The 13,645-nt window shown below is 59.4% G+C and carries 13 protein-coding genes and 1 pseudogene; all 14 read right to left on the bottom strand.

The window, feature by feature from the left end; translation table 11 throughout:
• Positions 1 to 49: 49 nt before the first annotated feature.
• The 14 genes and pseudogenes from OCK02_RS20775 to OCK02_RS20710 all read right to left on the bottom strand — a co-directional run bounded on the left by OCK02_RS20775 (position 50) and on the right by OCK02_RS20710 (position 13,642).
• A complete protein-coding gene (locus OCK02_RS20775) occupies positions 50 to 1,033 on the bottom strand; it encodes an aldo/keto reductase (RefSeq protein ID WP_263814673.1) in 984 nt (327 codons plus the stop codon).
• Between the two features lie 65 nt (positions 1,034 to 1,098).
• Entirely contained in the window at positions 1,099 to 1,854 is a 756-nt protein-coding gene (locus OCK02_RS20770) for an SDR family oxidoreductase (protein WP_263814672.1), read from the bottom strand.
• Between the two features lie 120 nt (positions 1,855 to 1,974).
• Positions 1,975 to 3,393 carry an MFS transporter gene (locus OCK02_RS20765; RefSeq protein ID WP_263814671.1) on the bottom strand — a complete coding sequence of 473 codons (1,419 nt, stop codon included), beginning with the start codon at positions 3,391 to 3,393 and terminating at the stop codon, positions 1,975 to 1,977.
• 87 nt (positions 3,394 to 3,480) lie between these two features.
• On the bottom strand, positions 3,481 to 4,014 hold the full coding sequence (locus OCK02_RS20760) for a TetR/AcrR family transcriptional regulator (protein ID WP_318530147.1): 534 nt from the start codon (positions 4,012 to 4,014) through the stop codon (positions 3,481 to 3,483).
• A 279-nt stretch (positions 4,015 to 4,293) separates the two neighbouring features.
• A pseudogene (locus OCK02_RS20755) lies at positions 4,294 to 4,521 on the bottom strand (type II toxin-antitoxin system RelE/ParE family toxin).
• Entirely contained in the window at positions 4,518 to 4,766 is a 249-nt protein-coding gene (locus tag OCK02_RS20750; protein WP_263814669.1) for an antitoxin, read from the bottom strand. The pseudogene OCK02_RS20755 and the gene OCK02_RS20750 overlap by 4 nt, the downstream one beginning before the upstream one ends.
• Positions 4,767 to 5,113: 347 nt before the next feature.
• On the bottom strand, positions 5,114 to 6,274 hold the full coding sequence (locus OCK02_RS20745) for a mandelate racemase/muconate lactonizing enzyme family protein (RefSeq protein ID WP_263814668.1): 1,161 nt from the start codon (positions 6,272 to 6,274) through the stop codon (positions 5,114 to 5,116).
• A 54-nt stretch (positions 6,275 to 6,328) separates the two neighbouring features.
• Positions 6,329 to 7,153, bottom strand: a complete 825-nt coding sequence (locus OCK02_RS20740; protein ID WP_263814667.1) for a carbon-nitrogen hydrolase family protein — start codon at positions 7,151 to 7,153, stop codon at positions 6,329 to 6,331.
• 31 nt (positions 7,154 to 7,184) lie between these two features.
• Positions 7,185 to 8,027, bottom strand: a complete 843-nt coding sequence (locus OCK02_RS20735; protein WP_263814666.1) for an ABC transporter permease — start codon at positions 8,025 to 8,027, stop codon at positions 7,185 to 7,187.
• An 11-nt stretch (positions 8,028 to 8,038) separates the two neighbouring features.
• Positions 8,039 to 8,941, bottom strand: coding sequence for an ABC transporter permease (locus OCK02_RS20730; protein ID WP_263814665.1), 903 nt, complete (start codon positions 8,939 to 8,941; stop codon positions 8,039 to 8,041).
• 61 nt (positions 8,942 to 9,002) lie between these two features.
• Entirely contained in the window at positions 9,003 to 10,205 is a 1,203-nt protein-coding gene (locus tag OCK02_RS20725) for a twin-arginine translocation signal domain-containing protein (RefSeq protein ID WP_263814664.1), read from the bottom strand.
• Between the two features lie 46 nt (positions 10,206 to 10,251).
• Complete coding sequence (locus OCK02_RS20720) at positions 10,252 to 11,340, bottom strand: ABC transporter ATP-binding protein (protein ID WP_263814663.1); 1,089 nt, start codon at positions 11,338 to 11,340, stop codon at positions 10,252 to 10,254.
• 46 nt (positions 11,341 to 11,386) lie between these two features.
• Positions 11,387 to 12,856: a TCP-1/cpn60 chaperonin family protein gene (locus tag OCK02_RS20715; protein ID WP_263814662.1), complete on the bottom strand. Its 1,470-nt coding sequence runs from the start codon at positions 12,854 to 12,856 to the stop codon at positions 11,387 to 11,389.
• Positions 12,857 to 12,883: 27 nt separating this feature from the next.
• Positions 12,884 to 13,642 carry an SDR family NAD(P)-dependent oxidoreductase gene (locus OCK02_RS20710; RefSeq protein WP_263814661.1) on the bottom strand — a complete coding sequence of 253 codons (759 nt, stop codon included), beginning with the start codon at positions 13,640 to 13,642 and terminating at the stop codon, positions 12,884 to 12,886.
• Positions 13,643 to 13,645 lie beyond the last annotated feature (3 nt).

The raw sequence follows: 13,645 nt of genomic DNA, 5'->3' as shown, positions 1-13,645 counted from the left end.
ACTACAGCCTAATGTCGGTCATGTGCAAACTCAGGGCCCACGTCGGTTTTTACGAGAAGCCGACGACCGAGTGTGGAATGTAGTTGCTCTCCAGGGCGCCAATTTCTGCTGAGGTAAACCTGACAGCCAGCGCAGCGACAGCGTCGTCCAGGTGCTGCAACTTTGTCGCGCCAATAATGGGCGCTGTTACTTCTGATTTCGACAGTACCCATGCGAGTGCTATCTGTGCTCTTGGAATCTCCTTCTCCTGCGCAATCTTTGCTACTGCCTCCGCCACCCGCCTGTCGGCGTTCTCTGTGGTTCGAGTGTAAAGGCCTTTTCCGATTTCATCGGTTTCGGAGCGTTCGCTTTGCGCGCCCCAATCGCGAGTCAGACGACCACGTGCGAGCGGGCTCCACGGTATCACGCCGATACCCTCTGATTTGCAGAGCGGAAGCATTTCCCTCTCCTCCTCGCGGTACAGCAGGTTCAGGTGGTTCTGCATGGAGACGAATCGTGTCCATCCGTTCGCCTGGGAGACAGCCAGCATTTCCGAGAACTGCCACGCGTACATGGATGACGCCCCGATGTAACGCGCTTTGCCCGCCTTGACGACGTCATGCAAAGCTTCCAGCGTCTCCTCAATCGGGGTGTGATGGTCGAATCGGTGGATCTGGTAGAGGTCGACATAGTCGGTCCCCAACCGCTTTAGGCTGGCATCAATCTCGGAAAGAATGGCTTTTCGGGACAGGCCGGCACCATTTGGTCCAGGCTTCATTCGGCCATTCACCTTGGTGGCGATGACAACGTCGTCTCTTGCTGAGTAGTCCCTAATGGCGCGGCCGAGAATCTCCTCACTCGTTCCATCGGAGTAGACATTGGCGGTATCGAAGAAGTTAATCCCCAATTCGATTGCTTGGCGGATAAATGGGCGACTTTGGTCTTCCACCAGTGTCCATGGATGACTTCCGCGATCGGGTTCGCCATAGCTCATGCACCCAAGGCAGAGGCGGGAAACCTCAAGGCCGGTATTTCCAAGGCGCGTATATTCCATGTCTATCTCCAATATTGCAGCGAGAACGTGGCTTACCAGGCGGCAGGTCCCGCCTCGCTTAGTTCTCAGGCGCTTATGCCGCCATCGACGAGAATGCCCGAGCCGGTGATATAGCCAGCACCCGGCCCAGCGAGAAATGCCACTGCCTCTGCGACCTCTTTGGCCCGACCGTAGCGGGCAATCGAGAGGCTTGGCAGGATAGCAGGTGCAAGAGCGCCGTCGGCAGGGTTCATGTCGGTGTCGATTGGGCCGGGTCGGACCAGATTGACGGTAATGTCCCGCGGCCCCAGTTCGCGCGCGAGACCGCGTGTGAAGCTCTCCAGCGCCGACTTGGTCGCTGCATAGACCGCAATCCCCGCGAACGGGACAGCCAAGCCCGCGTTACTGCCGGTACTGATGATGCGGCCTCCGTTCGGGATGCGTTTCAGCGCTGCCTGAGTAATTAAAAAGACGCCGCGAACATTGACGTCCAGCTGTAATTGAATCTCCTCCAGAGGCTGTGTGGAAAAATCACCGGCGAAAAGGACGCCGGCGTTGTTGACCAGGATGTCGAGGCCGCCGAGCTCAGTGACAGTTCGATCGACAGTGGTCTTCGCGGTTTCCGGGCTCGCGGCGTCGGCTTGAATGGCGACCGCTTTGCGACCCAGTGCGCGGATCCCTGCGACGAGAGCTTCGGCCTTTTCGGCCGACTTCTCGTAGGTGATCGCAATGTCGGCGCCATCCTCAGCCAGCTTCAGCGCGATGGCCGCACCGATACCGCGTGCCGCACCAGTCACAAGCGCTCGTTTACCCGCAAGAGGAAGGTTGGGGATGATGTCCATGGAGGATTACCTCGGGTTTCGATCTGTAGAGAAATGATTGTCTGCGGCGCCAACTGAGACGGCGGGAATGGTCACACCGTCAACGGGACGAGCGGATGTCCATACCCGCCAATGTTCGCCTCATCGGAGGACCTCTTTCTTCGGTACAAGGCCGGCAGAAAGCCAACCTGCAATGAGAAGACAAAGAGCAATCGCGACTGCTGCAACGCTGTAGGCATGGCCGATGGATCTCACATCGGTTGAGGAGCCCAGGATCGAAAAGAATAATCCGCCGATAAGAGCTGTCGCTAAAGCGCCCCCTATCTGAAGCATCGAATTGACCAGGCCGGAAGCCAAACCAGACTGCACCGGGTCAACCCGCTGTACTACTGTCTTCACGAGATTTGGAAGCGCAATGCCTTGTCCGGCACCAACGAGGAACATTGCTACGAAGAGGAACTCTGGCGCCCCTAATGAGATCAGGGCTGCCGTCCCGAACAATCCGGCCGCTTCCAAGGACATGCCTGCTGCGGTGGAATACCTGCCGAAGACGCGAAAGATGTGTCCACTCGCGAGTGGCCCCAGAACGAAGCCGACCGCCACGGGAAGGATTGCAACTCCGGCCTCGAAAGGCGTCCGACCGAGGCCGCCTTGTTGATAGACCGAGAATGTCAGCCAGAAGGCCGCAAAGGCATAGAAGAACAATGCGGCTAGCAGCCCGCGTTTCAAACCCGGAATCCGAAGCAGGCGCGGTGCGAGGATCGGATCTCTTCCCGCCGCCTCCACCTTTTGCTCATGATGCCAAAACAGGAAAAGAAGCGGCAGGGAGGCGGCAAGTATCAGGAGCGACCAGATCGGCCACCCGTGCTCGCGGCCCTCGATCAGCGGCGAGATCAGCGCAAAAAGCGCAAGTGCGATCAGCGCTGCACCGCTAAGATCCAGTTTGCTTGCGTGCTCCGATCGCGTCTCGCGCAGTATCATCATCGCGGACGGCGCGGCTATGGCGATCACCGGAAGGTTGATAAGGAAAATGGCCCTCCATCCGAGACCGAGGATATTCAGCGCAATCAGCGCTCCACCGAGAAACAGCCCAGCCATCGACGCCACCCCGAATGTCAGAGCGTAGAAGCTGAGTGCCCTTGATTTCTCGTGATCGGGAAAAATTGCATTTATGGATGCCAAAGCCTGCGGTGCCATGATTGCCGCAGCAAATCCTTGAAGGACCCGGCCGACAACCAGCACCGTTGGAGACCAGGCAAAGCCGCATAAGGCGGAGGCGGCGGCGAACGCGACCATTCCTGCTAAAAAAACATTTCGGCGACCGTAGAGATCCCCGAGCCTGCCTCCAGTGATTAACATGACCGCATAGGTGGTGGCGTAGCCTGAGATTATCAGTTGCATTGTCGATGCGGAGGCGTGGAAGTCCTCACGGATCGAAGGCAGCGCCACGTTGACGATGAAGAAATCCAAGGGCGGCAGAAAAGCCCCAGCCAACAGAATGACCAGCGCAGTCCATCTGCGCGGATCATGAGTATGCTCGGGGTCGCGGGTATGTTCCAAATGTCTCTCCACATCGATTAGCGAAACCGAACAAGCGGCGGCTTCTGCAAATGCGCCAATTAGGAACCTATCGGTTCCTAATTGAGTTCAGTCGAGCGATTTTAGCGCGAAGTCGACCATCGCCTTGGTGTCCCCGCGATCCGCTCCTGCCTTCCCCAGCACTCTCATTCCTTGAATCTGGCACACGAGGAACCTCGCCAATGTCCGCTCATCCAGCCCAGGATCAATCTCACCCAAGGCTTGAGCTCTTATGATCGCTGCCGCATAAAGGTCTTGCAGTCGCCGAAACAGTCGCGAAATTCGAGCGGAAACCTCTTCATCCCCTGGAAGCATCTCGACGGCTGCCAGTACGACGAAACATCCGCGCAATCCTTCCTTGCCGGAAGAAGCTTCAACCTGTCCCGAAAATGCTTCGCAAATTGCGGCTTTAGGTGATGGGCTCGAATGTAGCGTTTCACCAACCTTGCGAAGAGCATCCTCGATGTAGGCGTCAAGTGCACGGAGATAGACGCCCCGCTTGTCTACGAACGCCTTATAGAAACTGCCTCTGGACAGATCCATGCCTTCGAGCAGGTCGGGGAGAGACGCATCGTGATATCCGCGGTCCCAGAAGACTCCCATCGCCTTGAGAACTGCATCATCAAGTTCGAATTCGCGAGGGCGACCAACGGATGGGGATGTTTGCGTGCGTTTAACCATAACGCCAATATGGAACCATTTGGTCTCTAATGCAAGTGGCATTTCCAGACGCAAGGGCAACGATTGTTGACATTGGAATCGTTGTTCTGAGCAGCAGAGGCTAAGCCCTTGAAAGGATCAGAACTGGCGCCCCCTTTTGGGCCACGCGATAACAACCATTTGACGGTCTTCCGCTCAGGTAATCTCCCCTCCGTCCAAACATCATTCGTTTAGACGATCAACCAAGCGCTTCATGAGATCCATTCGTTCATGAAGAATCTCCACGATGAGGGCGGGCGCATCCTCTCGTGGCAGACAAAAGACCTAGTGGTGTTGGCATCGCGCCATTCGTAACGCCGGATAAAGTGCACTGATATCCTTGAAAGAACCTTTGCCGATTACCGAACGTAGATCTGATTCCGCCTCCGCGGTAAGAATGTAGGCAGTCAAGCACGCCCCTCGGCAATCTCCTCGTCGAGGATCTCACCTACGGTTTTGGTCAACAGTCTACCGGCGAGTCCCTCATTGACGCGCGTGTTTATCAACGTCTTCAACTCCCAGGCTCGTTCTGCGTCTTCGTCACCGGGAAAGAGGCGCTCAAGTGCATACTGCTTGATTGTCTTGCCCTGCAAAGCGGCCAGCGCCTTTAGGCTTTGATGTTGCTGGTCCGTTATGTCGATCGTCAATCGGCTCATCTAACGTGCTCCTGAACTGAGGACGCCCACATTAGCACTATGTGGGCATGTAGCCACCACGGATACCTCTGATCCGATACCACCTGGAGAGATTTGTTATTTCCAAGAAGGCGTCGATCCCCCTATCTACCTCCGCTCGAGCACAATCCCAGACCGGCCGCTGGACATGTGCGTCTTGCTCTTGAAGGGAATTGAACCGCCGGCACCGCAATTACTTCGAATATTGGATCGAGATGCTTTCTATTACGCATTACCAACTAGGACCGTGTCTCAATCAGATCCATAAAGGAACATGCTCAGGCGGCCTGACGCGACAAACCTCACGGAAGCACCCTGCAGTGGATCAGTCAGAACTCCGCCTTCAGCGCAAAATGCTCAACGGTGAGCTCGCCAATTACCTTGTGGTCAAGGTCAAATCCCCACCCCGGACGATCGGTTAGGACAAGCTCTCCATTGCGATAGGTCTGGCGCGTTTCGGATGTAACCAAAACCTCAAAATTATAGATGTCCTTGTCGAGCAGGAAATGTTCGACTGTGACACAATTTGGTGTCGCCGAGGCGAGTTGTGCATGGGCGTTGGCATGCCAATGGGGTGCGACCGAGACGCCGAAGCTTTCAGCAGCACGCGTTACCCGAATCCATTCGCTGACACCACCCAGAACACCCACATCCGGCTGCAGAATATCAGCCGACCGCTGCTCGATGAGCCTTCGGAATTCGTGACGTGTCTGATGGATCTCACCGGTCGCCACTGGAGTCTCCAGCCTGCGCGCCAATTCCGCATGGCCGGCATAGTCATCGGGAGAGAGCGGTTCCTCAAACCACCAGAGACCTGCATCCCCGGCCGCCTTCTCGAAGGCGCGCGCGGCCAGAAGCGCCTCGTTGTAGTCGCGATAGGCATTGTTGGCGTCAAGGGCCAGCCTGCCTTGGCCGTCCATGGCGTCGATCGCCGCCCTCACGCGATCAGCGTCTTCCCTGATCGGCAGACCGCCGACCTTGATCTTGTGATCGGAAAAGCCATGTTTGATGTTGAAGCGGATCTCGCGATGAACCGCCTCTGCCCATGGACCGTCGTCCGGGCGATAGTAGCCACCGGAGGCATAGGCTGGCACCGGACGCACCGACCCGCCAAGCATGACGGCAAGCGGCATGTTCCTGCGCTTTGCCGCCAGATCCCACAGCGCCATGTCGACGGCTGAAATCGCACGCAGGACAATACCCTGACGGCCGGTCAGCAGGGTTTCCTGGTACATCCGGTCCCATATTCCCCAGATATCATCGGCATCGGCACCTGTAAGGACCGGCGAGAGAAGCTCGGCGACGATTTTCGCCGCGACCGAACCACCACGCGTACCCGCATAGATATATCCGAAACCCTTCGCCTCGCTGTCATCCGCGGCGATTTCCACGACGAGATAGTCGCGCTTGTCGAGCAACCGCTTGGCGATGCGGGTAGGCTTGGCCACGGGCACGCTGACGGCACGGGCCTCGATCATCCTGATCTTCATCTCAAAATCCTCTCCTCTGCAAAAGACACGGCCGGCGACGCATATCCGCCTGGCTCAGTCGAGCCTGTAGGTGGCTGGCCGGCGGTCCTTCCACGGCGACAATTCAAATTCGCCGACCTTGAACGCGATCGTCTTGTTGCGGGCACGGTCAACATCGGCGGCGGCCACAACGATGCCCTCGTCGGTCCCCGCATTGACGATGACATTGCCGAGCGGGTCGATGATCTGGCTCTTGCCGAGGAAATCTGCATCGCCTTCGCTGTCGGCACGATTGGCAACCAGGAAGAAGACGAAATTCTCGGCTGCGCGCACGCGCGTGAAATAGTCGGCGAGAAGCACGGACTGAACGGGCCAGTTCGTCGGCAGCGCGATGAAATCGGCGTTTGCCAGCGCCAGCGTTCGCGAGACTTCTGGAAAGCGGATTTCGTAACAAATCGCCACACCGACTTTACCTACGGCTGTGTCGAAAACCGAAACGTCGATACCATCCGGCTCGTCCACGAACCGATCGGCGCCGAGGAAAGGCAGGTGACGCTTGCGGTGAACGCCAGTAACGCCCTCGGGGCCGATGACCGCCGCCACGTTATAGAGCTTCGGTCCGACCCGCTCCAGGTAGCCGAGAACGACCTCCATCGAATGCTCTGCGCAAAGCAGGCGCACCCGTTCGAGCTCCGGCCCATCCTGCTCGATGGCGCTTGCATAGGCGTCGTCGCGGGTCTCGAACATGTAGCCGGAGAGATAGCACTCCGGGAAGACCAGAAGCTTTGCTTTCTTTTCGGCGGCCTGCTTCATCCAGCCGTCCATGGCGGCAAGGTTGTGGGCGACATCACCCAGAACGGCCGGCACCTGGGCGACGGCTACATATGCGCTCTCAGTCATCGGATTTCCTTTTCAATGGTCCAAGTGATGGTCAAGCCTTCGGGCGAGCGAACAGGAAGAGGAAGATCGCAGCCATCGTCGGCAGGGTGACCAGCAGAATGAGGGTGGAGAGGGAAAAGACGATCGGCACCTGCGATTGCTGGGCCGATGCCATCGCCCAGTTGTAGATCGGCATCGTGGTTTCGGTACCGCGCAGGAAGGTCGAGCGCAGCAATTCGTTGAAGGACAGAAGGAAACTGAAGATGCCCGCACCGGAGATACCCGGCATCAGCAGCGGCAGTTCGATATCCATGAAGCGGCGGAAGGGCTTGGCGCCAAGGTCTTCTGCTGCCTGTATCAGCCGCCGGTCGAAGCGCAGCATGACGATCAGGATGAGAAGCAGCGCGAATGGAAACGCCCACACCATGTGTGCGATGAACAGCGACCAGAACCCCAGCCGCAGGTCCAGAACCGTGCGCAGCAGGACGAAGAGCGCGGCGCCTATCGTCAGCCCCGGAACGAAGAGCGGCAGCACCGCCATCATGACGACCGGCCCCGGCCGGGTCAGCGCGACGATCGATCGTGCCACGAAGGTCCCGCAGATCATGCAGGCGACCGAAACCGTCATTCCGAGCAGGACGCTGTTGAGGAAAGGCGCATGCCAGTTGGTGTTGGCGAACAGCAGTTCGTAATGATTGACGGTCAGCGGATAGGGCCGGCCCGAAAGCGGCTCGGTGCTGATGGACATGATGCCAAGCCACACGACGGGAATATAGATCAGCGCAAGGGCGAAGAAGCCGCACAGTCTGGCGATACGGCTCCACGTCCTGGCGGGATTGCTCTTCTGGGAAAGCCGCATTTCGGAAGCGGCCCCGGTATGAACGATTGCGGACATGGACATACCCCTCAGTGACCGTGGCTCTGGAAAATGGATGCCATGTTCATCCTGCCCCTGAGACTGAATGTCAGTACGGAGAGCAACAGGACGAGGATGACGATGACGATGGTCGAGAGGGCGGCTGCCACCGGGTAGTTCAGGTTGGAAAGCGCGCTCTGGATGGACTGGCCAAGCAGATTGACCTGCCCGCCGCCCAGCAGTTGCGGCTCGACCCAGGCGGCCATCAGAGGCACGACGGTGAATATGGCTCCGCCGATGATGCCGGGCATTGCAAGCGGCAGAATGATGTTGAACAACGTCTGCCGGGCGCTGGCGCCCAGATCGGCGCTTGCCTTGATAAGATCGTCATCGATCAGCGAGATGGTCAGGAAGATCGGGAACACCGCCGAAGGGAAGTAGCTGCCGATCATGCCGAAATGCACGGCAAAGCCCGAATAGAGCAGCCAGGTGATCGGCTGGTCGATCAGGCCTGCATTGATCAGGAGCGTGTTGATCACGCCATTCGTGCCGAGGATCGAGCGCCAGACGATGATGCGCGAGGATGCGTCCAGAAAGAAGGGTATCGTCAGAAGCGTGATGATCAGCGCCCTCACCCGGTCGGATCGGCAGCCCTTGGCGAGCCAGAGCGCGAACGGGAAGGCAAGCAGAAGCTCGATGAGCGTCACCGTCACCGCAAACTGGAGCGTGCGTGCGACCACAGTCCACCGGCCGGATTCGAAAAGACCGGTCCAGGTGGCGAGTGTCGGCTCGAAGACCATCTGGTATTGCTTGATGGAGAAGAAGCTGAAGACGGAAATGATCAGCAACGGCACGAGAACAATGCCGACCCAGCCGCTGAGGAAGACCAGCGTGAACCAGCCGGTGGCCGTTTTTGGCAACGCCAGTTTCCTTTGATCCGTAAACGTCATCATCCTGTCCCTCTCCTCTCTGACGATCCCGCCGGCTGACCGGCGGGATCGTCTTGCAATCGTATCAAGCGCTGAGGAAGCGCTGCCATTCCTGTTCCATCACGTCGGCATTCTCGGCCGTCGGCTTGCTCCAGAAGGCATTGGGATTGGACATCTTGCGCTCGATCTTCTTGTCGGTCGCCTGAAGGGCGTCGATCTGCGCCTGTTCCCAGCCGGCCTGCTTGGCGTATTCGACACCAAGATCCATGTTCGGGCCGGCATAGCCGCGATCGCGTGCCTGGATGGCCCGGAACTCACCGCCGAGGAAGTAATTGAGCACCTTGTAGATGGCGTCCTTGTTGCCCCGCTCGATCGCCTGGGTCGGAACATAGGCACCGTGTCCCCATTTCTTACCGCCTTCGACTGCAAAAGCGTAGATCGGCGCCCTGTCGCCCATCGTCTTCTCCGCTTCCTTGACCGCCGGCTCCCAGCACTCCAGCACGTCGACTTCGCGGTTCTGGATCAGCTGAACCTGCTCTTCGAAGGAGTTGTGGAAGGTGCGGAACTGCCCTGCGCGCTTGCGCTCGATGGCGTAATCGACGACTGCCTTGGCTTCCTCGGGCGTCAGGTTGGCTGGATCGCCGATCTCGAGGCGCCCGTTGACCTTCAGGAAGTTGGCAATGCAGGCCATGGCTTGCGACAGGACACGGTCGAGCGCCACGCGGCCACGCGTGCGGTCGTCTTCGTAAAGAACGGCGTAGGGGATTTCGTCCTCACCGTTCGGATTGGCGCCGATAACCTCGGGGAAATAGGCGAAGGTATCACAATTGCCGAGGATCGGCGCGCCATAGACCTTACCGTCGAACATCGAGATGTCCGACTTCTTCCAGAAATCGGGCGTACGATCCCAGAGGTTCAGTTCCGGATCGGTGGTGTCGATCTCGGCATAGAAGCCGTTGGGGCCAAGAATATTCTGCGTGCCGTTGTCGAAAATGAGAATGTCATGCGTCTCGCCGATATTGTTGGCCATCACATCGCGCATGAAGACGCCGATATCGGCGTCTGTGCCCGTGAATTCGAGCTTGACGCCGGTTGCCTTGGTCAGAAGCGAAGGATCGCCCATCTGCGCGGTCGTGACGCCATAGGCCTTCAGAAGGACTTCGTCCTGCGCAAACGCAGCCGATTTGAAGGCGCCACCCGCTGCGATCGCCACACCGACGGCGGCTGTGGATTTGAGGAAGGAACGGCGACTGATGTCCGCTCCGGTATGCTGCTGATGAACTGACATGCTGCTCTCCTTTTTTGGTTATCGTAAAGCGATGTTGCGGTCGAGATCAGGGATCCATGACCGTGCAGGCCGATTTCGCCCAGCCGATCCGTCCCACACCGGCGGGCGGCTGTTCGGAATCCCACAGCCGGGCACGCGCAGGCCCGACCGAAGTTTCGAATGCGATATCGAGATATTTGCCCTTGTAGACGGAGTTCTGGATCGTCGCGTCCAGCACGTTTTCCAGTCCATCCTGCGGGTCGAGCCGGACCCGTTCGGCCCTAACGCCAAGCACAGCCTTCTGGCCGGCAACGGGCGCCGATGTTCCTGACCATTGTCCCCTGAGCAAATTTCCATCGACGGACAATGAGACCGCGGGGCCATCGATTGCGGTGATCACACCTTCGAAAACATTATCCACGCCCATGAAGCGGGCCGTAAAGCTGCTGTTGGGCCGGTCGAACAGATCGGTCGGCGCCCCCTCCTGAGCGATCCTGCCGTTTCGCATCAGCAGGATTCGGTCGCTCATCGTCAGCGCCTCTTCCTGGCTATGCGTGATGTAGACGAAAGTAATGCCGAGATTGCGCTGGATAGCGATCAGCTCTTCCTGCATGTCCATGCGAAGTTTTTCGTCCAGCGCGCCGAGCGGTTCGTCGAGCAGCAGAATGGCTGGCTTGGTGACGAAGGCGCGGGCAAGAGCGATACGCTGACGCTCACCGCCGCTGAGCTGCGTGATCCGGCGCTCCGACTTGTGGGCGAGGCGCACCATTTCAAGCGCATCCATCGCCTGTTTCTTGCGGGCATCCCGCGAGATTCCGCGCACCTTGAGACCGTATTCGACGTTCTCGCGGACCGACATGTGAGGAAACAGGGCGTAGTGCTGGAAAACGGTCGTACAGTTGCGATCAGACGCGCCGAGTTCGCGCACATCGTGGCCGCCGATGCGCAGGGCCTGCGCCTCGGTGGGCTGTTCCAGGCCCGAGATGATCTTAAGGAGCGTCGTCTTACCAGAGCCGCTTTCGCCGAGGATCGTTAGGAATTCGCCCTCGCCGGCCACCACCGACACGTTGTCCAGGGCCTTGACGCTGCCGTAGTAGAGCGTCGCACCGAGCACCTCGAGCATATTCGCCCGCGGGGAACGCGGTGTCTCGACCATGGTATCTTCCTTTGACATCAGACTACCTTCTTGATTTGCCCGCCTGTCAGCTCGCAAGCCGACGCAGGTGCGTAATCGCCACATCCGTACTGACGAGAGATGCCGCAGTTGCCGCGGCGCGGCGCACCACATCGACCACCAGATTGCTGGGGTCGCGCGGCGAACCTGTCACTTCAGCGGCGCCATTGAGCGAAAGCGCGCGGAACGGCACCTCGAATGCACGCCCCGCGATACTTCTGTTTCCGAGCATTCGGCCGGCATCGCGCAGTGCGATACCACCACCGGCGATCGTGCCGGACTGGCGGGCGGCCTTGATGGCCTGCACCGCCCGTTGCGCTGATCCGATGCGCAGCGCCCTTTCCGGCTCCGTGCGCCCGCCCAGCGAGAGTGTCACAATGCCATCGGATAGCCGGGCGAGGCGCTTTTCGTGCCGCTCGCGATCAAGCGAGAGGTACCGCGAGCGGGCAATATCTCCGCGTATCTGCGCTTTGCGGAAATCCAGTTCAGGCAAACCGCCGGCGCCGCATTCAAAGCGGCTTTCCTTCGCCGCCAGTTCCACCTTCTTCGCACGGCCGACCAACTCCGGCCGGACGGTCCGCAGCGAATATCCACCCTCGTCCCCGAAGAGCGTCGCGCCTGTCGCAGCGGCAATGTCGCCGAGATGAAAGCGCTTCCAGTCACCCTCTCCCGGTGCACGCATGGCGGCGATCTTCGCGCCGGTCCTTCGAACCAGAGAGCCAAGCTTTTCTTCCGCCTCGTGCGAAAACGACGTTGCAACGAAGAGCAGCGGCTGATCCATGCGGACGAAGACGTCCAGCATCGGGCCGATCTCCTCGATCGTCTGCACCGTCCCGTCAAATGCCACCACATAGGCATTTTCCAGAACGATCCGCCCGTTGCCGAAAGCAGCAAAGCTCGGGCTTAGCCAGCCGCCATCGAAAGCAAGGCCCTGCGCAACCTCGAGCGCATCGGCTTCGGCAGCCGGCACGACGTCGATGTAGCCTTGCGGCCCAGCGCGTAGCGCTGCCTCGAGAAGAAGCGGCGACAGCTCAAGGCCTCCCGCTGCGGTTTCGATGACATGGCGGAGATCGTCGTCCTCCCTCACGGGGATCGCGGAGCGGGTCAGCGTCGCAACCACGTCGGCGACTTCGGCGTCGAAAGCGGTTGCAACGGCGCGTCGGTCACATCCACTCTTCTCCGCCTGATCGAGCGCCTGCAGAAAGGCCGCGGCAAGGCAAACCACGGTCGCCGTGCCGTCTCCCCAACAGTCGCTCACCTCCCAGGCCACGTTGCGCATGGCCTGCGCACCGATCTGTTCGACCGGACAGACCAGCTCGACGTGGAGCGCCACATCATACCCGCTGGAACCGACGAGTGGCCCGGCCGGCGCCCTTTCGATGAGCACCGTCCGCGCGGCCGGTCCAAGCGTCAGCTCGACAAGACGGGCGACCTGCGTGGCACCGCGCCCGATCCTGCGTCTGGCATCATCGGCAAAATGCAAGCGCGTGGTAACCATGACCGCCTCGTTCCAGCAACCCTTGGGCTAAAGCATCACGTCGCCGCCATTCGGCGACAGCGTCTGGCCGACGAAATAGGACCCTGCCTTCGCGGCAAGGAGCAGCGCCGTCGGCGCAATTTCCTCGACCGTGCCAAAACGGCGGATCGGCAGTTCCGCATGTTTCATCGCCCGCCAATCTTCCGTCATACCGGCAAGCTGGGCGGTTTCGATCGGCCCCGGCGCGATCGCGTTGACGGTCACGCCAAACGGAGCGCCGTCATAGGCCAGAGCCCGGGTAAATCCGACGACACCACCCTTGGACGCGCAATAATGCGCCATGGCAGGAGCGCCCTTGTAGGCCAACTGCGAGGCGAAATTGATAATGCGACCGTGACCACGCTCCACCATCGGCTGGAAAAATGCCTGGGTAACGATGAAGGTGCCGCGCAGGTTGACGTCGATCATCCGATCAAAATCCGCAACCTTGACCTCGGCGAACGGACGGTCGCCGCTGATGCCCGCCGCATTGACGACGATGTCGACGTGACCAAGCTTTTCGAGGGCGAAATCGCGGAGCCTATCAACGGCCGCAGCGTCACCGACATCACACTCAATGAAATCGACAGTGTGCCCCTCGCATTTCAGGCCGTCAGCCAGACGCTGGGCCTCGGCCTCATCACGGTAGTGGCAGAATGCGACACGAGCACCGGCTTCGAGAAAGAGCTTCACAATGCCGGCTCCGATGCCGCGACTGCCACCGGTCACCAGGGCCGTGCGCCCCGCCAGGCTGAAAACATCCAGCATTCT

This window comes from Rhizobium sp. TRM96647 (assembly GCF_025780115.1).
Lineage (GTDB): Bacteria > Pseudomonadota > Alphaproteobacteria > Rhizobiales > Rhizobiaceae > Mycoplana.
Note: the sequence above shows the minus strand (reverse complement) of the source record. Positions and strands in the feature narration are given on the sequence as shown.

Excerpts from the sequence above, each read along its gene's own strand:
- OCK02_RS20775 (WP_263814673.1), bottom strand. The coding sequence starts at position 1,033 with ATGGAATATACGCGCCTTGGAAATACCGGCCTTGAGGTTTCCCGCCTC.
- OCK02_RS20770 (WP_263814672.1), bottom strand. The coding sequence starts at position 1,854 with ATGGACATCATCCCCAACCTTCCTCTTGCGGGTAAACGAGCGCTTGTG.
- OCK02_RS20760 (WP_318530147.1), bottom strand. The coding sequence starts at position 4,014 with ATGGGAGTCTTCTGGGACCGCGGATATCACGATGCGTCTCTCCCCGAC.
- OCK02_RS20750 (WP_263814669.1), bottom strand. The coding sequence starts at position 4,766 with ATGAGCCGATTGACGATCGACATAACGGACCAGCAACATCAAAGCCTA.
- OCK02_RS20745 (WP_263814668.1), bottom strand. The coding sequence starts at position 6,274 with ATGAAGATCAGGATGATCGAGGCCCGTGCCGTCAGCGTGCCCGTGGCC.
- OCK02_RS20740 (WP_263814667.1), bottom strand. The coding sequence starts at position 7,153 with ATGACTGAGAGCGCATATGTAGCCGTCGCCCAGGTGCCGGCCGTTCTG.
- OCK02_RS20735 (WP_263814666.1), bottom strand. The coding sequence starts at position 8,027 with ATGTCCGCAATCGTTCATACCGGGGCCGCTTCCGAAATGCGGCTTTCC.
- OCK02_RS20730 (WP_263814665.1), bottom strand. The coding sequence starts at position 8,941 with ATGATGACGTTTACGGATCAAAGGAAACTGGCGTTGCCAAAAACGGCC.
- OCK02_RS20725 (WP_263814664.1), bottom strand. The coding sequence starts at position 10,205 with ATGTCAGTTCATCAGCAGCATACCGGAGCGGACATCAGTCGCCGTTCC.
- OCK02_RS20720 (WP_263814663.1), bottom strand. The coding sequence starts at position 11,340 with ATGGTCGAGACACCGCGTTCCCCGCGGGCGAATATGCTCGAGGTGCTC.
- OCK02_RS20715 (WP_263814662.1), bottom strand. The coding sequence starts at position 12,856 with ATGGTTACCACGCGCTTGCATTTTGCCGATGATGCCAGACGCAGGATC.
- OCK02_RS20710 (WP_263814661.1), bottom strand. The coding sequence starts at position 13,642 with ATGCTGGATGTTTTCAGCCTGGCGGGGCGCACGGCCCTGGTGACCGGT.